Origin of the sequence: Parafilimonas sp., from assembly GCF_051953455.1 — a bacterium.
Lineage (GTDB): Bacteria > Bacteroidota > Bacteroidia > Chitinophagales > Chitinophagaceae > Parafilimonas.
The window spans coordinates 19,025-40,110 of the sequence record NZ_JBQCIT010000034.1 but is presented as its reverse complement, the minus strand read 5'-3'; the positions used below and the strand labels follow the sequence as shown (position 1 = coordinate 40,110).

At 40.1% G+C, this 21,086-nt stretch carries 18 protein-coding genes; 2 read left to right on the top strand and 16 right to left on the bottom strand.

Features of this window, described 5'->3' with window-relative positions; genetic code table 11:
* Positions 1–45: 45 nt before the first annotated feature.
* The 11 genes from ACTHN6_RS13595 to mraZ form a co-directional block, all read right to left on the bottom strand.
* Entirely contained in the window at positions 46–1,098 is a 1,053-nt protein-coding gene (locus ACTHN6_RS13595; RefSeq protein ID WP_440436314.1) for a cell division protein FtsQ/DivIB, read from the bottom strand.
* Positions 1,099–1,152: 54 nt separating this feature from the next.
* Complete coding sequence (murC, locus tag ACTHN6_RS13590; RefSeq protein WP_440436313.1) at positions 1,153–2,556, bottom strand: UDP-N-acetylmuramate--L-alanine ligase; 1,404 nt, start codon at positions 2,554–2,556, stop codon at positions 1,153–1,155.
* Positions 2,557–3,714 (bottom strand): undecaprenyldiphospho-muramoylpentapeptide beta-N-acetylglucosaminyltransferase, encoded by a 1,158-nt coding sequence (gene murG, locus ACTHN6_RS13585; protein WP_440436312.1) that lies wholly within the window; start codon positions 3,712–3,714, stop codon positions 2,557–2,559. It abuts the gene before it with no gap.
* Complete coding sequence (locus ACTHN6_RS13580; protein ID WP_440436373.1) at positions 3,715–5,022, bottom strand: FtsW/RodA/SpoVE family cell cycle protein; 1,308 nt, start codon at positions 5,020–5,022, stop codon at positions 3,715–3,717.
* A 74-nt stretch (positions 5,023–5,096) separates the two neighbouring features.
* On the bottom strand, positions 5,097–6,437 hold the full coding sequence (gene murD, locus ACTHN6_RS13575) for a UDP-N-acetylmuramoyl-L-alanine--D-glutamate ligase (protein ID WP_440436311.1): 1,341 nt from the start codon (positions 6,435–6,437) through the stop codon (positions 5,097–5,099).
* Positions 6,438–6,537: 100 nt separating this feature from the next.
* Positions 6,538–7,854 carry a phospho-N-acetylmuramoyl-pentapeptide-transferase gene (gene mraY, locus ACTHN6_RS13570; RefSeq protein WP_440436310.1) on the bottom strand — a complete coding sequence of 439 codons (1,317 nt, stop codon included), beginning with the start codon at positions 7,852–7,854 and terminating at the stop codon, positions 6,538–6,540.
* 39 nt (positions 7,855–7,893) lie between these two features.
* Positions 7,894–9,357, bottom strand: coding sequence for a UDP-N-acetylmuramoyl-L-alanyl-D-glutamate--2,6-diaminopimelate ligase (locus ACTHN6_RS13565; RefSeq protein ID WP_440436309.1), 1,464 nt, complete (start codon positions 9,355–9,357; stop codon positions 7,894–7,896).
* Positions 9,357–11,468, bottom strand: a complete 2,112-nt coding sequence (locus tag ACTHN6_RS13560; protein WP_440436308.1) for a penicillin-binding protein — start codon at positions 11,466–11,468, stop codon at positions 9,357–9,359. The genes ACTHN6_RS13565 and ACTHN6_RS13560 overlap by 1 nt, the downstream gene beginning before the upstream one ends.
* 17 nt (positions 11,469–11,485) lie before the next feature.
* Entirely contained in the window at positions 11,486–11,836 is a 351-nt protein-coding gene (locus ACTHN6_RS13555) for an FtsL-like putative cell division protein (protein ID WP_440436307.1), read from the bottom strand.
* A 174-nt stretch (positions 11,837–12,010) separates the two neighbouring features.
* On the bottom strand, positions 12,011–12,922 hold the full coding sequence (gene rsmH / locus ACTHN6_RS13550; RefSeq protein WP_440436306.1) for a 16S rRNA (cytosine(1402)-N(4))-methyltransferase RsmH: 912 nt from the start codon (positions 12,920–12,922) through the stop codon (positions 12,011–12,013).
* Positions 12,923–12,931: 9 nt separating this feature from the next.
* Entirely contained in the window at positions 12,932–13,384 is a 453-nt protein-coding gene (mraZ, locus tag ACTHN6_RS13545; RefSeq protein ID WP_440436305.1) for a division/cell wall cluster transcriptional repressor MraZ, read from the bottom strand.
* Between the two features lie 337 nt (positions 13,385–13,721).
* Here mraZ and ACTHN6_RS13540 point away from each other — a divergent pair, with 337 nt between their 5' ends.
* On the top strand, positions 13,722–14,972 hold the full coding sequence (locus ACTHN6_RS13540; RefSeq protein ID WP_440436304.1) for an S-adenosylmethionine:tRNA ribosyltransferase-isomerase: 1,251 nt from the start codon (positions 13,722–13,724) through the stop codon (positions 14,970–14,972).
* Here the strand turns inward: ACTHN6_RS13540 and ACTHN6_RS13535 are convergent.
* The 4 genes from ACTHN6_RS13535 to ACTHN6_RS13520 form a co-directional block, all read right to left on the bottom strand.
* Positions 14,967–15,842: a lysophospholipid acyltransferase family protein gene (locus tag ACTHN6_RS13535; RefSeq protein WP_440436303.1), complete on the bottom strand. Its 876-nt coding sequence runs from the start codon at positions 15,840–15,842 to the stop codon at positions 14,967–14,969. The genes ACTHN6_RS13540 and ACTHN6_RS13535 overlap by 6 nt on opposite strands.
* A 16-nt stretch (positions 15,843–15,858) precedes the next feature.
* Positions 15,859–17,466, bottom strand: a complete 1,608-nt coding sequence (gene nadB, locus ACTHN6_RS13530; protein WP_440436302.1) for an L-aspartate oxidase — start codon at positions 17,464–17,466, stop codon at positions 15,859–15,861.
* Positions 17,467–17,621: 155 nt separating this feature from the next.
* Positions 17,622–17,789, bottom strand: coding sequence for a DUF1328 family protein (locus tag ACTHN6_RS13525; RefSeq protein WP_440436301.1), 168 nt, complete (start codon positions 17,787–17,789; stop codon positions 17,622–17,624).
* A gap of 141 nt (positions 17,790–17,930) precedes the next feature.
* On the bottom strand, positions 17,931–18,743 hold the full coding sequence (locus ACTHN6_RS13520) for an enoyl-ACP reductase FabI (RefSeq protein ID WP_440436300.1): 813 nt from the start codon (positions 18,741–18,743) through the stop codon (positions 17,931–17,933).
* 258 nt (positions 18,744–19,001) lie between these two features.
* Here ACTHN6_RS13520 and ACTHN6_RS13515 point away from each other — a divergent pair, with 258 nt between their 5' ends.
* Positions 19,002–19,712: a hypothetical protein gene (locus ACTHN6_RS13515; protein ID WP_440436299.1), complete on the top strand. Its 711-nt coding sequence runs from the start codon at positions 19,002–19,004 to the stop codon at positions 19,710–19,712.
* Positions 19,713–19,771: 59 nt separating this feature from the next.
* Here ACTHN6_RS13515 and ACTHN6_RS13510 read toward each other — a convergent pair whose 3' ends face one another.
* Entirely contained in the window at positions 19,772–21,049 is a 1,278-nt protein-coding gene (locus tag ACTHN6_RS13510) for an amidohydrolase family protein (RefSeq protein WP_440436298.1), read from the bottom strand.
* Between the last annotated feature and the right edge of the window lie 37 nt (positions 21,050–21,086).

Below are 21,086 nucleotides of genomic sequence, written 5' to 3'. Positions count from 1 at the left end.
TAATTATATAATCCTTCCAATCCGTTAATCTTTACCAAGACCCGTTCAGCCTTTCTTCTTCATTACAGCTTTAGGCTTTCTTTCCTGCTGCTTTTTACTGCTATTATTGCTGTTTGTTTTCTTTTCTGTTTTTTTATTTGCTTTGACAACCGGCTTCTTTGCTACAGGTTTTCTTTCCGCAACTTTTGAAGCTGGTATTGCAGCAGGCGCATCCACTTTTACAGGCTTTGATATTGGCGCTGTATAAGTTGTATCGGTTAAGGCTTTGCTAAGTTTTATGTCGCTTTGTTTTAACTGCCATAAAGCCCTGGCTGTATCAGAAGGCACGGTATAATCTTCACCTTTTCTAACCGCCACCACCTGGTCTTTATACTGCACATCAATAACACTGTATTTTTCAAAACCAACCTTGCTGAATACCTGTTTATAAAAAGCCATAAGCCTTGCAAGTTTTTCATCAATATTTTCCGCATTGCCGATTCTTATAACCTGGCCGCCAACCACAGGTACAATTTCATAAGTACGCTGCGATGTAATATTTATCTGTGCTGTTTGCGCATTCATAAAACTATCAGCAGATATATGCAAGGCGATCTGTTTCACATCATCCAGCACAAGACTGTCTGGCTTCGATAATATCTTTTTATCGGAAGGGAAAGACGTAAAAACGATCAACCTTGCCATTGCATTAGCATTTACCGGCAGGCGCATACCAGCACTGTCTATGTAAAAAGAGCTGCCGTTTGCTGTAAACACACGTGCCACAGGTTCACGTTCTGTGATTTTCACGTGCAGCGTTTGATGGTTATCAAAGAACAGTTCAGCATCTTTTGTCCATGCATTTTTTTCAAGCGCTGTCTCTGCTGCTTTTAAATCAATATCGTCTAAAGCTTTACCCGCATTAATGCCGCTGTTGCTAAGCACCTGAACCACATCAGCCTTTTTAATAAATATATTTTTTGTTGCCCCGTCAATACTGATTTCAATATTGCTGCAGGCCTTTGAATCTTTTGCTTTCATGGCAGCAACAAGCAGCACTACGCAGCATAAACCCAGCAGCGACCAGCTAATTGTTTTTATTTTTGTTTTTACACTCATTACTGCATTTACATAAACCTATAAGGTTTTAGAAACCTTATAGGTTTCTCGTATTTATGATTTCAAAATTTCTTTTACCGGCTGCACCAATACATCAATATCTCCGGCGCCCAGCATTATTACCAGTTGCGGTTTATATAGCTTTACCCAATCCAGCATAGCATTTTTATCCAGCACCTGCTTTTGCGGCAATTGCATTTTATCCAATATTAACTGGCTGGTTACGCCTTCCATTGGCATTTCACGTGCCGGATAAATGGGCAGCAAGACCACTTCGTCCGCTATATCTAAGCTTTGCGCGAATTCATCAGCAAAATCATTGGTACGGCTGAATAAATGCGGCTGAAAAATCACCGTCAACTTTTCTTCCGGATATAAACTGCGCACGCCCGTTAAGGCGGCTTTTACTTCAGCAGGATGATGGCCATAATCGTCAATTAAAACATGCTTGCTATTTTTTAAAACATATTCAAATCGCCTATGCACACCCTTGAAATTCTTCAGTGCGTTTTTTATCTTATTATCATCAATTTTCAAATATTTGCATACAGTTATAGCGGCAAGACTGTTTTCTATATTGTGCAAGCCACCCATATGCAATTCCACATCAAACAGCTTCCAGTGTTTGCTTATCACATTATATTTATAGGCGCCATTTTCCACTTTTATATCATCTGCATACACATCAGCCTCTTTATTATCGTAGCAATAAGTATAATGTGTGGTTGCCGTTAAATCTCCGGCCCTGTTCAACCCATATTTTGAAATAAGGCAACCATCTTTATGTATGCGTTTTGTAAATGCCACAAAAGCATTTTCCACTTCTTCAAGCGTTCCGTAAATATCAAGATGATCGGCATCCATGGCTGTTATCACGGCTATATCAGGCGATAGTTTTAAAAAACTCCTGTCATATTCATCGGCTTCAATTACATCAACATTATTATTGCTGCTCCAGAAATTAGTTTGATAGTTTGCTGAAATACCACCCAAAAAGGCATTGCAACCATAACCACTGTCACGAAGCATGTGCGCTATCATGGTGGTTACGGTTGTTTTGCCATGTGTTCCCCCTACGCATATATCGTAAGAATTTTCAGTTATCCATTGCAGCACATCGCTGCGTTTAACAACCGTATAATTATTTTGTTTATAATAAATCAGTTCTTTGTGGGTTGAAGGAATGGCCGGCGTGTAAACAACCACATCAGCATTTTTCGGAATCATATTTACATCTTCTTCAAAATGCACATCAATATCTTCCGCTTCCAGTTGCTGTGTGAGGGGAGTAACTGTTCTGTCGTACCCTGTAACCGTTGCGCCTTTGGTTTTAAAATAACGGGCTAATGCACTCATGCCAATACCGCCAATGCCTATAAAGTAAACAACAACATCGCCTCCATCTCCGCCAGTGGGCGGAACGTTTATAAATTGTTTTATTTTATGAGGTGCATTCATTTACTGTTTTTTATCCGCCAATATTTTTAATATGGATGTTGCTATTTTTTCATCCGCATTTTTTATAGCGAAGGCCGCAATATTACTGGCCAATGCTTCCTGCTTTGCCTGGTCTTTTGCAAGGTTGGTTATTTCATTAAACAACTTAGTTCTCACCATATCATCTTTTACCATCAATGCCGCATTCCTGTCAACCAGGTATTTTGCATTTACAGTTTGATGATCTTCCGCCGCGTAAGGAAAGGGCACAAAAATCACCGGCTTTTTTGCTACACATAATTCTGCAACAGACATGGCTCCCGATCTTGATACAACAAGGTCTGCAGCCGCATAAGCCTTTTCCATTTCATTTATAAAATCATTTGCCCACACATTATGTAATGCTTTAGCTTTTGACAGGTATTTAGCAGCCGTTGTTTTACCTGTTTGCCATATTACCTGCAAGCCTAAAGGGTTAAAATCTGTTATATGCCTGGCTATTACTTCATTAATACTTCTTGCACCAAGGCTTCCGCCAATAACCAGCACGGTTGGCTTTTTTCTTTCAAGACCGAAAAATGCCAGCGCTTCGGCTTTACTGATGCTGCTGCCTGCAATGCTTTTACGTACCGGGTTTCCGCTAATCTCAATTTTGTTTGCAGGGAAGAACCTGTCCATGCCTTCACATGCAACAAAAATTTTAGTGGCATGTTTGCCCAGTAGAATATTGCTCTTACCCGCAAACGAATTGCTTTCATGAATAAAGGTTGGAATACCTTTTCCCTGTGCAGACTTCAATACGGGAAAGCTTGAATATCCACCCACGCCAATTACTGCATCCGGCTTAAAGCTTTTCAGGATATTTCTAACCTGTAAAAAACTTTTAATAAGCTTGAATGGCAGCCATATGTTTTTTATCAAAGAGCCTCTTTCAAAACCTGCTATGGTTAAACCTTTAATACTATAACCGGCCTGTGGCACTTTTTCCATCTCCATTTTTCCTTCAGCACCAACGAATAATATTTCCGCACCGGGTTGCAATTCTTTTATCGCATTGGCAATAGCTATTGCAGGAAAAATATGCCCGCCAGTACCACCACCGGCAATGATGAAACGCTTGCCACCACCATGCTCCAAAGGAGTGTTTTTATATCCCTCTATATTTCTGTCAGCACTCATTTATTCTGCTTCTTGTTTTGCTTTTATCTTTTGATCATCAACTTCTGCTATACTTACTTTTGGCTGCGGATTTAATTCATCACCCGCAGGATTAATCTCTATATTTCTTGCTACGCTTAAAATAATTCCGATAGATGCGCAGGTGAATAAGAATGAACTTCCGCCCATACTTATTAATGGCAACGTAACACCCGTAACAGGTATAAGGTTTACGCCAACGGCCATGTTTGCAATGGCTTGTATTACCAACGTAAAACTCAATCCCAGCGCGAGAAAAGCACCGAATGCATAGGGGCATTTTCTAAATACCCTTATACACCTGAACAGGAAAACGAGATACAGGAATATGATGAATAACCCGCCCAGCAAACCATACTCTTCTATGATAATAGGATAAATGGAATCGTTATAAGCCTGCGGCAAATAATTACGCTGCCTGCTGTTGCCGGGGCCCAAACCAAATAACACACCGCCATTAGCTATTGCAATATTTTGCTGCTGCACCTGGTAAGGAATGTCTTCATCTTTCGCATAAATGAAATCCTGAGTGCGCTGTACCCATGTGCCAAACCGGCCCATTGAATTTAAGGAAGAGGCGATGGTTTTGTGGCTATTACTGTTGTTATTACTGTTGCCATCATAGGTGGACATGGCAATAGCAACAATTAATAAAACGGGAATGGCAGCTACAAATAAAACAAGCAGTATGTGTTTAATATTTACACGGCCAATAAACATCAGCAGCAGCGATGTTAACCCGGTTAACATCGCGGTTGAAAGATTGGCAGGCATAATCAACACACAGATAATTCCAACCGGTATGATTAATGGCAAAAATCCTTTCTTAAAATCCTTAATATCATTTTGCTTACGGCTGAGCTGCCTGGACAAATACATAAACAACGCAAGCCTTGCCAAATCGCTCGTTTGAATAGTAAGGTTAATAACAGGCAGCCTTATCCAGCGGCTTGCATCATTCACTTCAACACCAAAAAATAAAGTATAAACAAGCAGCGGGATAGAGATAAGATATAACCATAACGCCACCCTTGAATAAATAATATAATTAACGCGGTGCATGAAAAACACCACCAATACGCCTATTATGATAAAGGCAAGCTGCTTGAACAAATACACAGACGTATTACCATCATAGTACTTATAAGCAAGCGAACCTGTTGCGCTGTAAACTGCCAGTAAAGAAATAATGGCAAGCAGCACAACAACACTCCATATATATTTATCACCCCGTGCACGATGATGCAAATTATTGCCCCATTCCCGGCCCATGCCCATGAATGGCTGCATTGCATCTTCTATACTTTTAAATGTTTTATCTATCATACACGTTATCGTTTATCACCTTCTTATATTGAACCAGTTTATAAATTCTTTACCGCTTCCTTAAACTGCCTGCCCCTGTCTTCATAATTTTTAAATAAATCAAAGCTGGCGCAGGCAGGGCTTAACAGCACTACATCGCCTTTTTCTGCAAAATGAAAAGAAGCATTCACAGCATCTTCTGCGCTTGCCGTATCAACGATGGGAGAAATCAATCCATCAAATGCCTTATGGATTTTTGAATTATCAACTCCCATGCATACAATAGCTTTTACTTTTTCTTTCACCAGGTCTTCAATCAAACTATAGTCATTGCCTTTATCCTGGCCACCAAGGATTAATATCACGGGTTTTTCCATGCTTTCGAGTGCATACCATGTGCTGTTTACATTCGTAGCTTTGCTGTCGTTTATGAACTCTACGCCACGCACGGTTGCCACGCTTTCCATACGGTGTTCCAGGCTTTGAAAATCTGTAACAGCCACGCGTATCTTCTCCTTTCGTATGTCCATTACCATTGCGGCTATGCATGACGCCATAGTGTTATATTGATTATGTTTTCCCTTAAGGGCAAAGTCGTATACGCTCCACGTGGTGCGCTCATCGTGCAGGCGCAGCGTCATATTATTTCCTTTAATATAGCCGCCTTCGTTTGGTTCATTGTTCATAGAAAAAGGTAGTAAGTTTGTGTGTAATGTTATTTGCTTCAGTTTATTGGTAATTACCTCATCATCTGCGTTATAAATAAAATAGTCGTTGCTTGTTGCGTTTAATATTATCCTGAATTTGCTGTTTATATAATTCTCAAATTTGTATTCATACCTGTCGAGATGATCTTCTGTTATGTTCAGCAACAGCGAAACATCTGCCCTGAAATCTTTTATATCATCTAATTGAAATGAACTTATTTCAGCCACATATAATGGTTTAGGATTTTCAGCCACCTGCCTGGCAAAAGAATAACCAATGTTGCCCACCAAGGCACAATCCAATCCTGCAGTTTTGCAGATATGATAAATTAATGATGTGGTTGTGCTCTTACCATTGCTGCCCGTGATGGCAATAATTTTTGCATCGCCTTTAAACCGGTAGGCCAGTTCTATTTCACTTATAACAGGAATTGATTTGGCGCGAATGGCTTTCACCATTTCATTTTTTTCAGGAATGCCCGGGCTCTTCACCACTTCATCCGCGCTCAATATTTTATCAACCGTATGGCCGCCTTCCTCAAATTCAATCCTGACTTCACTTAATTGGGTTTTATATTTTTCATTCAGGTACCCGGCATCGCTTAAAAACACATCATAACCTTGTTGTCTGCCCAGCAACGCTGCGCCAACACCGCTTTCGCCACCTCCTAAAATCACCAGCCTGTATGACATGTTTTAAATTTTGTTTACCTTTTTATTCAAATTATATAAGCGCTTATATAATATTTAATCCTGTCAATCACCTAATCTATCAAACGTCTGGTTCAGACAGCTATCGCACTTTCAACGTAATGATCGATGCTACCACCAGCAGTATGGTTATAATCCAAAACCGCACAGCAATTTTATTTTCATGAAACCCTTTCTTCTGATAATGATGATGCAGCGGGCTCATTAAAAATACACGCCTGCCTTCTCCATATTTCTTCTTTGTGTATTTGAAATAAGTTACCTGTATTATCACACTTAAATTTTCAATAAGGAAAACGCCGCAGAAAATAGGGATCAATAATTCCTTGCGCACAATTATTGCCAGTGATGCAATAATGCCGCCCAATGCAAGGCTGCCGGTATCGCCCATAAACACTTGTGCGGGATAAGCATTGTACCATAGAAAGCCAATGCATGCGCCCACCAGCGCACCAACGAATATCATCAGCTCACTCAGGTTAGGGATATACATGATGTTGAGGTAATCGGCCAGCACATAGTTGCCGCTTACAAAAACAAATATGCCAAGACCTGCGCCGATAATGGCGCTGACGCCGCCTGCCAAACCATCAAGCCCATCTGTAATATTGGCGCCGTTTGAAACAGCTGTTACAATAAACGTAACAATAAGAATGTATGGGATCCAGGTAAACTTTTCAGCGCTTGGGCTTATCCAGCTTATGAGTTTACTGTAATTAAACTCATGACTTTTTACAAAAGGAATAGTTGTAATAGGTGTTTTAACTTCAGCAAAACGCCTGCTTATTCCATTTATATTGCGCTCAACTATGTTTGAATCGTTAGCCCTTCTTTCACCGAGCATTAAAGTTGAATCAACAGTTTGCTTGCCTATTAATTCACGTTCAACCACAACATTATTACTGAAGTATAAAGTTGTACCTATAATAATCCCCAAACCTATCTGGCCTATTATTTTTGAAACGCCGGCTAGGCCATCCGAATCCTTTTTGGAATAAGCTTTACCCGCGGCCAATGCTTTTTTGCGGGAAGTGATTTTAAAATAATCATCTAAAAAACCAATAAATCCAAGCCACACGGTGCACAGCAACATTAACCGTATATAAGTTTTTTCCAAATCTGCAAACAATAAAGTTGGAACCACAATCGCCAGCAGGATAATAATACCGCCCATGGTTGGGGTGCCTTTCTTTTGCTGCTCGCCCTGCAAACCCAAATCACGAACCGTTTCGCCAATCTGGTTTTTACGCAACAGGTTTATAACCCTTCTTCCATACACGGTGGCAATGATGAGCGAGAACAACACAGCCATCGCCGTTCTGAATGAATTATATTCAAACAGCCTTGTACCCGATATATCGTAGTGCTCATGCAACCATGTGAAGAAGTAGTATAACATATAAAGCTTTTAGCTGATAGCTATTTGCCATTAGCCTTTTTACTTGTTTAATAGTTCAAACATTTCACTCAACACTTCCTTATCATCAAAATGCAATTTTTGGTTGCCGATGATCTGGTATTTCTCATGCCCCTTTCCTGCAACCAGGATAATATCCTCGCTATTGGCGAAGCTTACTGCGGTTTTAATGGCTTCCTTCCTGTCAACAATAGATATTGATTTCCGCCGACCCGCACTGTTTAAACCCGCTTCCATATCTTTTAATATCTGCGCAGGATCTTCGCTGCGCGGATTATCACTTGTAAAAATGATACGGTTGCTTAATGCCGCAGCTATCCCCGCCATCTCCGGGCGTTTTGTTTTATCACGATCACCACCGCAGCCCACCACTGTTATCACCTGCTCATCGCCCCGGCGTAATTTTTTTATGGTTGATAACACGTTTTCCAATGCATCCGGCGTATGTGCATAATCAACAATGCCGATTATTCCCTCTTTACTGATGATGTAATCAAATCTTCCTTCGGCGCCGCTTAAACTACTTAAAACGAGTAATACTTTTTCATTGTCTTCACCCAGGCATATGGCAGCGCCATAAACCGCTAAAAGATTATAGGCATTGAATTCGCCAATCAAAAGAAAGTGCACTTCTTTATCATTGACCAGCATTACCAAACCGGTTAATGCATTTTCCAGCATCTTTCCTTTAAAATCTGCGACGTTCTTTAAACTGTAATAATATTTTTTGGCGGGTGTATTCTGTAACATAACCGTACCGCGCCTTTCATCAAGATTTGATAAAGCAAACGCATCGCTGGTAAGGTTATCGAAGAATGATTTTTTTACACGTATATATTCATCGAACGTTTTATGATAATCGAGATGGTCGTGTGTTATATTACTAAAAATGCCGCCGGCAAAATGCAGGCCTGTAATACGATGCTGATGGATGGCGTGGCTGCTGCATTCCATAAAAACATGCGTGCAGCCGGCATCAGCCATTTGTTTTAATAAAGCATTTAAGCTGATGGCATCAGGTGTTGTATGTGTTGAAGGAATAATTTCGTTGGCGATTTGATTTTGCACCGTGCTTATTAAACCGCATTTATAGCCAAGGCCGCTAAACAACTTAAATAACAATGTTGCTATAGTGGTTTTACCATTTGTTCCGGTAACGCCCACCAACTTTAATCTTTCAGAAGGTTCATCATAAAAATTATGTGCGATATAAGCCGCTGCTTCATGTGCATTTTTAACCTGTATATAAGTAACAGCATCGTTTAAAACTGCGGGCAGTTCTTCACACACAATGATTGCTGCGCCGTTATTAATTGATTGCTGAATAAAATCATGGCCATCAAACTTCTCTCCTTTTATGGCAATGAACATGGAGGCGTTGTTAACCTTGCGTGAATCAATAGTTATGCTATTTACATTCACATCACGGCTGCCATGAATGGCAATGATGCGCACTTTATATAATATGTCTTCCAGCTTCTTCACTAATTCAGATCAAGTTTTATTTGTTGCCCTTTTTCAATAGGCGTTCCTTCGGTTATTGATTGACCGGCCACTTTTCCCACACCATTTATTTTTACAACCAACCCTGCATTTTCACAGATGTATAAAGCATCTTTTAAACCAAGCCCTTTTAATGCAGGCATATATTTATTGCTTAAAGGCATATTTGCCAGCACGGGTTTATCCTGTTTATTATACATCCTGGCGAGAGTGGTTTTAGCGGAGTCTTTATATGAAATATTTATGTCGGAAAGAATTGATTTAATATCATCTTCATAACCGGCATAACTGTAGTTATCATTATCGCCGGCATTTACTGAAGCGAACTTAACATCTGGCTGCGGCGCATTTAAAGTAACCAGCCGGTCGGCAATTTCCCTGAACACAGGCCCTGCTACCAGTGCACCATAAAATTTAGCCGCATGCGGTTTGTTTTTTATTACTACAACGCAGGAGTATTGGGGGTTATCAGCGGGAAAATATCCGGCAAACGATGACTGATAAATATGATCTGCATAACCATGCTTGCCGTTTGCAACAAGGGCTGTGCCTGTTTTTCCGGCAACAGGATAGGTTGCGCCTTTAAACAAGCGGAAGGCTGTTGCGCCGGAATCTTTACAAACACCAATAAGGCATTCCTGTAGTTGCTTCAGCGTAATGCTGTCGCATATGGTTTCAATAGCATATGGTTGTTTTTGCTGCATAACATTTCCTTCCTGCATTACGCTGTTTAATAAATAAGGGCGCATCATTACACCATCATTGGCAACGGCATTATACAACATACATATATGCAGGGGTGAAACCAGCACATTATAGCCAAAAGCCATCCAGGGCAAAGTTGTAGCGCTCCAGTATTTGCTGCCGGGGCGATCAACAAAAGGTGAACGCTCACCATACAAATCAATACCCGTTAACGTATCAAGATGCAATGCTTTTAGATGATTAATAAACTGCGAGGGCTTATTGGCATAACTTGCATAAACCAGTTTTGCCATGCCCACATTGGAGCTTAGTTCAAATGCGCGTTTTACCGTAACATTTGTCTGTCCATGTTGCTCACTGTCATAAACCGTTCTCCTGTTTATCTGCCATGTTCCGCCTTCGAGGTTTACAACACTGCTGAGATTAAATTTTTTATCTTCCAGCACAGCAAGCATGGTTGCCAGTTTGAATGTGGAGCCGGGTTCACCCGGCGACATGGCGTAATTAAAATCTTCCCAATAAGAACCGTCTTTCTGGCGGCCAAGATTAGCAATAGCTTTTACCTTCCCGGTCTTTACTTCCATTACGATGGCGCAGCCATGTTCGGCCTCATTCTGCACCATCATTTTCATCAAAGCGTTTTCAGTAATTTCCTGTATGCGGCTGTCGAGTGTTGTTACAATATCTTTTCCATTCTTTGGTTCAATATCATAATCTTCGTTTACAGGTACAGCAACGCCTCCGGATATATATCTTACCAAACGCTTGCCGGGCGTGCCTTTCAGCAGCGTATCATAAGTTTGTTCAAGACCAACTTTCTGCGCATTCTCTCTTTCTAAACCAATTGTTCTGAATGCCAGTAGCTGGTAAGGGTTAAGGCGGATGTTCTGCACTTCGGCTATAAAACCGCTTTTATTTTTACCAAGCCGCACCAGCGGAAAAGTTTTCAATTGCTGGTATTCATCGAAGCTTACTTTTTTCTTTAAAGCGAAATAACGGGCTTTGCTTTTATAGCCTTTATTAAGAATGGCTTTATATTGGGCTGCTGTTTTATCCTGGAAAAGATCAGCAAGGCATAAGCTCAGAGAGTCAATATTTTCTTTAAATACTTTGCCGTTATCCTTGATCAACCCATCGGCTTTAAAATCAACATATATATCAAACTGCGGAATACTGGTGCTGAGCATTTGGCCATCTTCGCTGTAAATGGTACCGCGTTCAGCATCCACACTTTCAATGCGGGTGTGCATGCTGTCGCTCATGCCGCGCCAATATGCGCCCTGCACCTGCTGTATGTAAAATGCTTTACCAACAATACAGGCACATATTACAGCTATCACTATAAAACAGAGATATACGCGCCATAATATGTCTTTCTTTATTTCCATGTTTGAGCTATCAGCTATCAGTTATTTTTTTTTGTTGTTATTGAATCTGCCACCAGTTTTACCGGCGGTGTAGCACCGGGCTTTAAACCCAGCGCCGCAGCAGCCTGTGTTACCTGCGATTCGCGGCTACGGAACATTTCCAGGCTCTTCAAATTCTTATACTCATACTCCATATCTTTTACCTGCTTCTGTGTTATGTTAATGTCGCGAATGGTATTGTCTGCCCAATGCCCATTGGCGATATACACAATTGCCAGTACCGCCAGGAAGAGTAAAAAACCAAAATGCTTTACTATCCAGGCATAATTTATCCAACCCTTGCCCGGGGCAGTTTGCGCTGTTTCTGTTTTTTTACTGAATAAACCCATTGAATGATTTTGTTTATATTATTTAACCTGGCAGGTTCTGAACCTGCCGGGTTTTTTGCCGAATTATTTGATGGAGTACAAGGGAGTGACACAACCGTGATGCCACCTGCATTGTTGCTGATTACCAAATAATTTTTCAGCTATCGGTCTGGCGCCTGTAAGCGTGTGACCGCGTTATATTTTTTCTGCAACACGAAGCTTTGCACTGCGTGCCCTCGGATTTCGCTTCAACTCTTCTTCGCCTGGTGTTACAGGTTTTTTATACACTGTTTTGAATACCGTTTGTTTTTGTGCCGTACTAAAAGGATTGTTTTCATCTTCGCCTGTGCCTGCCTGTTTAAAGAAGTTTTTTACAATGCGGTCTTCTATGGAGTGGAATGTAATGATGGCAACTCTTGCGTGTGGTAGCAACACAGCGGGTAACTGATCAAGCATTTCGTTAAGGGCGCCCATTTCGTCGTTCACTTCTATTCTCAGCGCCTGAAAAACCTGTGCAAAATATTTATTGGGATTTCCTTTTACAACAGGCTGCAGCATTAACTTAAAAGACCCTATATCTTTTAGCGGCATTGTGCCGCGCTGTTGTACAATATGCCTTGCTAATGTTTTAGAATTGGAAACTTCGCCGTACTGTTCGAATAATTTGTGTAGCTGTGGTTCGCTGTACTGCATTAAAACCTGCGCTGCTGTTTTTGCTGTGCGCTTGTCCATACGCATGTCCAGCGGGCCGTTAAACCGCGTGGAAAATCCTCTCTCCGCCTCATTGAACTGGAAACTGCTTACGCCCAGATCTGCCAGCACTCCGTTTACTTTTTCATACTGATGCAGTTTCAAAAAGCGCTGCAAATGGCGAAAGTTATGCGGAACAAAAATGAGCCGTTTATCGGCCGGGATATTTTGCTGCGCATCAGCATCCTGGTCAAAGGCAATCAATCTTCCTGCTTCACTTAATTTTTCAAGAATGCCTTTTGCATGTCCCCCACCGCCAAAAGTGCAGTCAACATATACGCCGTTAGGCTGAACATTAAGCGCATCAATAGCCTCATTGAATAAAACAGGAACATGATACGATGATTCAGGCTGCATATAACCGTTTTAAAAGTTTATGCCGTCTGTAACATCTGAGGCAAGGCTTGCGAAAGCGTCAGATGAAAAATCTTCAAAGAGCTTTTTATACTTACCGGAATCCCAAATTTTTATTTTATCAATGTCGGAGGCGAGCAAAATATCTTTCCCCAGCCCTGCATATTCCCTCAACGAAGGCGGCAGTAAAATTCTTCCGGCACTATCCAGCTCCACATAACTGGCGCCGCCAACAAACAATGTTCTGAATTGGCTTACCTTCGGATTGAATTCATTCAGCTTTTTAATTTTCTCTTCAATGGTTTCCCAGCTTTTTTGTGGATATAGCAACAAACATTTTTCAAAACCACGGCTGATTACCATAGTGGTGGTTCCTTCCGGCATTTGTTTTTTCAACCCGCCGGGGAGAAGGAAGCGCCCTTTGGCATCAATTGTTGCTTCATATTCACCCAGAAAACCAGCCATTTAGAGAATTTAAAGAACGAATGTATAAAATAATGACACAAAATAACACTTTTTCCCACTTTAATTTGAAATTTGGGCTTTTGATATTTTTCCACATATTTATTTCTGGATCAAATCCAGTAACAACAAGGGTTTTGAGGCTTTTTAATTGAAAAATCTTTTAGTTTATGTGCAGATATGGTGGATAAGCTGTGCCTGGAGATGGTTTAATTGTGAGTTCAAAAGTTTGAGTAATAATAATCGATTGTATTGAATAGGTAAATTACCTGGTGCAACTTTGCACCTTCCTGCCTTTGTGCTTACAGTATTTGAAGGCGCAAAAACATACAGAAGAAAAATGAACAGTTCCCCGAAACAGTTAGAGATAAAAGATTTTGATTACGATTTACCGGATGAAAAAATAGCCAAACACCCGCTGGCGGAAAGAGATGCCAGCAAATTGCTCATATATAAAGACGGGGCAATAAAGGCTGATAACTTTACTCATCTCGCCAATTACCTGCCTGAAAACGCCCTCATCATTTTTAATAATACAAAAGTGGTTGAAGCAAGATTGCTGTTTAAAAAAGCAACCGGCACAACCATTGAAATTTTTTGCCTTGAACCAGCCGATGATTATGCAGATATTACCACGGCTATGCTGCAGCATAAAAAAGTTTTATGGAAATGTTTAGCGGGCAATGCGAAGAAATGGAAAGATGAAATACTCGTAAAGAAGATTTTGCATAACGGGAAAGAAATGGAATTGAGCGCAAAAAAAATAAGCAGGCGGGGGGAGAATTTTATAATTGAATTTTCATGGAATGATGAACAGTTAAGCTTTGCAGAAGTATTGCATATTGCCGGTGTAATTCCGTTACCGCCCTACATGCACCGCGATGCGGATGATGATGACAAATCGCGTTATCAAACAGTTTATGCAAAATATGACGGCTCTGTTGCAGCGCCTACAGCGGGCCTGCATTTTACAGATAAAGTTTTTGAAAAGTTATCAGCAAAAAATATTGAACGGAATTTTGTAACGCTGCATGTGGGCGCAGGCACCTTCAAACCTGTAAAAACAGCAACCATTGAAGCGCATGAAATGCATTCGGAGTTTTTTGAAGTAAGTGCTGCGTTAATTCAAAAACTTATTCATCAATCAAACCAAAATATTATTGCGGTTGGCACAACAAGCCTGAGAACCCTGGAGAGCTTGTATTGGATGGGGATAAAAGTTGGTCGACGATCACCGGTCAAAAGTCAGCGGAACATTACTATTGAAGATATAACGATTCATCAATGGGACGCGTATGAGTTGAATGATGAAAATATTTCTCTTGAAGATGCATTGCATGCTTTACTTGAATGGATGAAAGCAAATAAGCACGATAAGCTTATTGCTAAAACACAGATCATTATTGCACCGCCTTATAAATTGAAAGTTGCTAATGTTTTAATTACCAATTTTCATCAGCCTAAATCTACATTGTTGTTATTGGTGGCTGCCGTTATTGGCAACGACTGGAAGAAAGTTTATGATTATGCATTGAACAACAACTTCCGCTTTCTGAGTTATGGCGATAGCTGCTTATTCTTTTCTTCATAAAGCACGGTGTTTTGCGGGGTCGAATGTGCGCTTCCAGCGACGGTGTGTCCACAAATAATCTTCAGGTTGCTCACGAATATTTTCTTCAATTAAACCTCTTGTTCGTTTTGTAATTTCTCCTTCGGCCAACTGCCGCGGGCTGGTTGTTATTTCAATCAAATCAGCATGATAATAGCCGCGTTTTATCTTCTTAAATTTTGCATACACACATACACTGTTATTTAACCTTGCCGTTTTTTCGGGGCCCGTAACAAATGGCACCATCTTTCCAAAAAAAGGCAGCCAGTAAGCCAGGTTATAATGACCGGCATTTTGGTCGGCTACAAATACCAGGCACGATTGTTCTTTGCTGTAAGGTTTGAAATCTTTTAGAAAAGTTGTGGCGCCAATCATTTTTGCATTAAAACGTGTGCGCAGTTTAATAAATACTTTATCCATGGCTTTGTTGGCAATAGGCATATATACCACCAGCACAGAAAATTTTGAAGCAAGGCTTACAGAAAGGTTCGCATATTCCCAGTTAAAAAAATGACCAAGGTGCAACTGCACATTTCTTTTTTCTTTATAATATTTATCCAGGAATTCATAATCCCACGTCATGCGCTTTTGTAATTGCGCAGGTGAAAGGCTGAAAAGCTTTATTACTTCAATAAAATTATCTGTAAAATTTTTGTAGAATTTTTTTGCAATACGTTTTCTTTCTTCGTTTGTTTTATCCGGAAAAGCAATGGCTAGATTGGAAAGCACAACATTCTTTCGGTATTTTATTACATAATATATAAGCAGATAAGCTATATAGCTAATGCTATATAGCAACCAGAAAGGCAATAAAGAAATAAGATAGAAAAAGCCGTAAAGAACGTAGTACATTCAAGAAAGATAATATTTACAAAATTATATTTTGCAGCAGCCTGCTCTTATTTGGATGATCTGTATTATAATGCAGGCCGCGACTTTCTTTCCTGAACTCCGCACTTTTTACAATAAGATAGCCAACCGAAATAAGGTTGCGCAGCTCACACAACTGGGGTGAGACTTTCGTTGATTTGTATAGTGCTTCCGTTTCAGTAAATAATAAATCAAGCCGTTTCATGGCGCGGTCAAGCCGCACATCGTTGCGAACAATACCAACATAATCACTCATTATCTGCTGCAGCTCTTTCAGGCTTTGCGTAATGAGGATCATTTCTTTTGGTTCCGAAGTGCCAAGCGCATTCCAATCGGGGACGGCACTTTCCAAATCGTCAAAAGATTTAAGGCTGTTTATTTTCTCAATAGTACTTAAATAAGCACGATGGCCAAATACCATTGCTTCCAAAAGACTGTTACTTGCCAACCGGTTGGCGCCATGCAAACCCGTGCTGGCGCATTCGCCACAGGCATATAAATTAAGGATGGATGTTTGTGCCCATTCATTGGTTTTGATGCCACCGCAACTGTAATGTGCCGCCGGCGCCACGGGTATCATGTGCTTTGATACGTCAATGCCAATGCTTAAACATTTTTCATAAATATTGGGAAAATGATGAATGAATTTTTCCATGTTCATGTGCCGGCAATCAAGATATACATGTTCGGTACCGGTTATCTTCATTTCATTATCTATGGCACGGGCAACTATATCACGTGGGGCAAGGTCTTTTCTATCATCATAGCGTTCCATAAATGCTTCCTCATTTTTATTGCGAAGAATGCCACCATCTCCACGCACAGCTTCCGTAATAAGGAATGAGGGAGAAACACCGGATTCATATAATGCTGTGGGATGAAACTGGATAAACTCCATATTTTCCACTCTGCCCTTTGCACGATAAACCATTGCAATGCCATCGCCGGTTGCTATTTTAGGGTTAGTTGTGGTACGGTACACCTGCCCGCAACCACCCGACGCAAGCACAGTTATGGGTGCGAGTATTTTTTCAATGTGATTGGTATTAATATTTAGAACATACACGCCATAACAGGTAATATCTGTTGTGGACTTTGTAACGAGATAACCAAGATGATGTTGTGTAATGATATCAACCACAAAACAATAATTGATAAACCTTATGTTTGGAAACTTCTTTACCTCTTTTAATAAAGCGCGCTCAATTTCCCTTCCCGTTACATCTTTATGATGAAGAATGCGGTTTTCGCTGTGGCCGCCTTCACGGCCTAAAGTATATTCGCCGGTTTCGTCTTTATCGAAACGGGCGCCATAGCCAATTATCTCACGAATACGCTCCGGGCCTTCTTTTACAACAATCTCAACAATGTGTTCATTGCATAAACCGTCGCCGGCAATCAATGTGTCATCAATATGTTTATCAAAGCTGTCGTTCTCATCATCCCAAACCCCGGCAACACCGCCTTGTGCATATTTAGTGTTGGTTTCATCTGCTGTAGTTTTTGTAAGAACGATAATTTCTTTTTCAGGAAAAGTCTTCGCCATCTTAATAGAATAGGTTAACCCGGCGATACCTGAACCGATAACCAAAAAATCTGTTTGCATGAATGCAAAGAAACATGATTATCTTTTTGAAATAAAAACTGCTTAAATTTTATAATGCCGAAGTGTTGATCAATAGCTTATTATTTGTCCGTCAAGCCATACAAATAAAAAAGCGCAGGCTTTAAAGCCTGCGCTAAAATAAATTTTGATGGCCGCTAAACGTCTGTGCTTCTTCTGCCGAATATTAATGACAAAATAAACAGCACTAAAAACAGGAAAAACAAGAACTTGGCTATACCTGCTGCACCCGCTGCGATACCACCAAAACCAAATATTGCAGCTATTATAGCTACAACCAGAAATATTAATGTCCAACGTAACATAGTATTAAATTTTAATGATGAACAATGCATACAGTAAATAAAATACCGTGCCACCTTATTTTTCCTTAGAAAAAGCGCCTGTTGTATTTAGTCAGGTATTATCAGGAATAAAATTCCACAAAATGTATAACCATGCGTACATTATTTTTCCATTTGATCAACGATCTGTTGTGTAACCCCCGTAAAGCTGAAACCACCGTCGTGAAAAAGGTTCTGCATGGTTACCTTTTTTGCATAATCGCTGAAAAGCAGCGTGCAATAGTTAGCACAATCCTCGCCGGATGCATTACCCAGCGGGCTCATTTTTTCGGCATAAGCCATAAAGCCATCAAAGCCCTTTACACCGCTGCCGGCCGTAGTTTTTGTGGGCGACTGGGATATGGTATTTACCCGCACTTTTTTCTTTATCCCATAATAATAGCCAAAGCTGCGGGTAACGCTTTCAAGCAATGCTTTGGCATCGGCCATTTCATTATAATCAGGGAATACACGCTGTGCAGCAATGTAAGTGAGTGCTACCACGCTGGCGCTTTCATTCAGCGCATCCAAATCCCAGGCGGTACGCAAAACACGGTGCAGGCTCATGGCTGAAATATCCAGCGTTTTCTGATTGAAGTTATAGTCGATTTCCGTATAAGCTTTTCCTTTGCGCACATTAAGGCTCATGCCGATTGAATGCAGAATAAAATCAATGCCGCCGCCAAAATGTTTCATGCTTTCTTCAAACAGTTTTTTAAGGTCATCCATATTTACCACATCAGCAGGAATAACAGGTGCATTGCCACACTCAGCAGAAAGCTTATTTATTTCACCCATACGCAGCGCAATGGGAGCATTGGTTAAAACGAGTTCAGCGCCTTCACGATAGCAGGCCTGTGCAGTTTTCCAGGCAATACTTTGTTCATTCAATGCACCGAAGATGATGCCTTTCTTTCCTTTTAGTAAATTATACATGACTTTAATTTAAAGTGGTAAAAGTAAATTAATTCGTAACCTGAATTGCCTGCAAATAAACAAACTGTTTAAAATATAAAGCCCTGCGAATTTATATAACTTAATAATCCGCTTTATTCTGTCCAAAAACAAATAGCAGATTGACACAGCAGTAGGTATTGCGGTTTGCCGGTTAAAAATAAATCCCCCTGTTTTTACAACTTATTCTTTTTTATCTGAATTTTATTCTTTCAGCACTTCTAAAAAATTTTAATTACAATGAAAACATCAATTCTTACTTTACTAGCAATTAGTTTTTTAACCTGCGCAAAAGCGCAAACAGCCGAAGAAATTATTGCAAAACATATTGACGCTATCGGCGGCCAGGATAAATTGTCGCAAGTAAATTCTGTGTATATGGAAAGCAGCACAGAAGTAATGGGTAATCAATCTTCCACCAAAACATCTATTGTAAATGGAAAAGGCTATAGAAATGAATCTGACTTTAACGGCCAGAACCTGGTGCAGGTGGTAACAGATAAAGGCGCCTGGATGATTAATCCATTTGCAGGATCAACAGATGCAGCAGCATTGCCTGAAGACCAGTTTCATGCTTCAGCAGACCAGGTTTATATTGACCCTTTGTTTAACTATGCTGCAAACGGCGCAAAGGTTGAATTAGAGGGCCAGGAAAAAGTTGGTGATGTAAATGCCTATAAAATCAAGTACACCAACAAGTATAATTCAGATATTACTTATTATATAGACCCTTCAACCTGGTATATAATACAGGTAGTAAAAACAGGGGAAGCGATGGGACAGCCTATAACAATAACCGTAACGCCTTCAGATTATCAAAAAACAGATTCCGGTATTGTTTTCCCCAATAAAACACACCTGGACATGGAGCAGTTTGCCTTAGATGTAACCGTCAATAAAATTGAAATAAATAAAGAAATTGACCCGGCAATTTTTGAGATGTCTAAATAATACAAACGGATTTACTTATTATAAAAAGGCCGGCGATTGCCGGCCTTTTTATAATAGCATTATTTACTTAAACCATACTTTGTTTTATAGCGCTCGTATAATTGTTTTTGTTTGTTATCAAGATTTATCTGCCTGCCCTGTATAAAAGCATAATCAATGATGCTTGATTTAACATCCAAAACATCACCATCACTTATAATAATATTAGCGTCTTTGCCTGTTTCAAGTGATCCTGTTTTTTTATCAATACCCAAAATTTTTGCGGCATTCAATGTTATAGCTTGTAATGCCTGTTCTTTGGTAAGGCCGAAGCCAACCGCCACGCCTGCATTGAACATAAGGTTCCGGCCGCGGTTCATTTCATCGAAATCATTAATACAGTACAGCACACCTGCCTGCTGCAATTGGTATGGCAATTTTGCATAGGTATCAACATCGTCATCCTGCATTATGGGCAATGTATGCATTTGGTTGAGTATAACGCCAATATTATTCTGTTTGAGATAACCAGTGATTTTATTGGCTTCCGTGCCGCCAACAATTACTGTTTTAAATCCAAACTCTTTTGCAAATTCAATAGCAATCATCATTTCATTTACCATTTCGCAATGCACAAAAAAAGTTTGTGTTTGGTTGAATAAACGTTTTACTGATTCAAACTTTATATTGGTTATTGTATGTGATGGTTCAGCAAGGTAAGCTTTCGCTTCGCGGAAGAACGTACGCACCTCATCAATTTGTGCGTAAGCTTTCTTTAAAATATCATCAACATCACTATTTCCCCGGGTTGACATTAGTGAAGGCATACGAAAATGAATACCATTATCTTTTTGATATGCGGCATCTTCCCAGTTCCAGCCATCTAATTGCATAACAGATGAAGTGCCACTGATAATGCCGCCATCAGGAACAATGTTTGCCAGTAAAATACCATTGCTTCTAACGGTGTTAATAATTTTTGAATCAGTATTGTAGGCAACCAATGATTGCACACCAGGATTTAGTTCGCCTAATTCATAATCATCGCGTTCGGAACGTATAGCGCCTATTTCATTCAGGCCAATCTGGCTATCGCTTAAAATTAAACCGGGATAAATTTGCTTGCCGGTGCAATCAATAACTTGTGCACTGCTTACATCAGCAGATTTACCAACTGCCGTAATTTTTCCATTTGTAAGAACAATTGTTCCATCTTCAATTACTTCTCCATTTCCAATATGAATGGTTGCATGCGTTAAAGCTATTGGCTGTGTTTGCGCAGGCGCTGGTAAAACATTTGATTGCGCAGAACTTTTTAAGATAATTATTGAAAATAGAATTGAGAGAATATTTTTCATTTTTAACGTTTAAAGTTTAATGTCTAATGTTTACTGT

Excerpts from the sequence above, each read along its gene's own strand:
- ACTHN6_RS13595 (WP_440436314.1), bottom strand. The coding sequence starts at position 1,098 with ATGAGTGTAAAAACAAAAATAAAAACAATTAGCTGGTCGCTGCTGGGT.
- murC (WP_440436313.1), bottom strand. The coding sequence starts at position 2,556 with ATGAATGCACCTCATAAAATAAAACAATTTATAAACGTTCCGCCCACT.
- murG (WP_440436312.1), bottom strand. The coding sequence starts at position 3,714 with ATGAGTGCTGACAGAAATATAGAGGGATATAAAAACACTCCTTTGGAG.
- ACTHN6_RS13580 (WP_440436373.1), bottom strand. The coding sequence starts at position 5,022 with ATGCAGCCATTCATGGGCATGGGCCGGGAATGGGGCAATAATTTGCAT.
- murD (WP_440436311.1), bottom strand. The coding sequence starts at position 6,437 with ATGTCATACAGGCTGGTGATTTTAGGAGGTGGCGAAAGCGGTGTTGGC.
- mraY (WP_440436310.1), bottom strand. The coding sequence starts at position 7,854 with ATGTTATACTACTTCTTCACATGGTTGCATGAGCACTACGATATATCG.
- ACTHN6_RS13560 (WP_440436308.1), bottom strand. The coding sequence starts at position 11,468 with ATGGAAATAAAGAAAGACATATTATGGCGCGTATATCTCTGTTTTATA.
- ACTHN6_RS13555 (WP_440436307.1), bottom strand. The coding sequence starts at position 11,836 with ATGGGTTTATTCAGTAAAAAAACAGAAACAGCGCAAACTGCCCCGGGC.
- rsmH (WP_440436306.1), bottom strand. The coding sequence starts at position 12,922 with ATGCAGCCTGAATCATCGTATCATGTTCCTGTTTTATTCAATGAGGCT.
- mraZ (WP_440436305.1), bottom strand. The coding sequence starts at position 13,384 with ATGGCTGGTTTTCTGGGTGAATATGAAGCAACAATTGATGCCAAAGGG.
- ACTHN6_RS13540 (WP_440436304.1), top strand. The coding sequence starts at position 13,722 with ATGAACAGTTCCCCGAAACAGTTAGAGATAAAAGATTTTGATTACGAT.
- ACTHN6_RS13535 (WP_440436303.1), bottom strand. The coding sequence starts at position 15,842 with ATGTACTACGTTCTTTACGGCTTTTTCTATCTTATTTCTTTATTGCCT.
- nadB (WP_440436302.1), bottom strand. The coding sequence starts at position 17,466 with ATGCAAACAGATTTTTTGGTTATCGGTTCAGGTATCGCCGGGTTAACC.
- ACTHN6_RS13525 (WP_440436301.1), bottom strand. The coding sequence starts at position 17,789 with ATGTTACGTTGGACATTAATATTTCTGGTTGTAGCTATAATAGCTGCA.
- ACTHN6_RS13520 (WP_440436300.1), bottom strand. The coding sequence starts at position 18,743 with ATGTATAATTTACTAAAAGGAAAGAAAGGCATCATCTTCGGTGCATTG.
- ACTHN6_RS13515 (WP_440436299.1), top strand. The coding sequence starts at position 19,002 with ATGAAAACATCAATTCTTACTTTACTAGCAATTAGTTTTTTAACCTGC.
- ACTHN6_RS13510 (WP_440436298.1), bottom strand. The coding sequence starts at position 21,049 with ATGAAAAATATTCTCTCAATTCTATTTTCAATAATTATCTTAAAAAGT.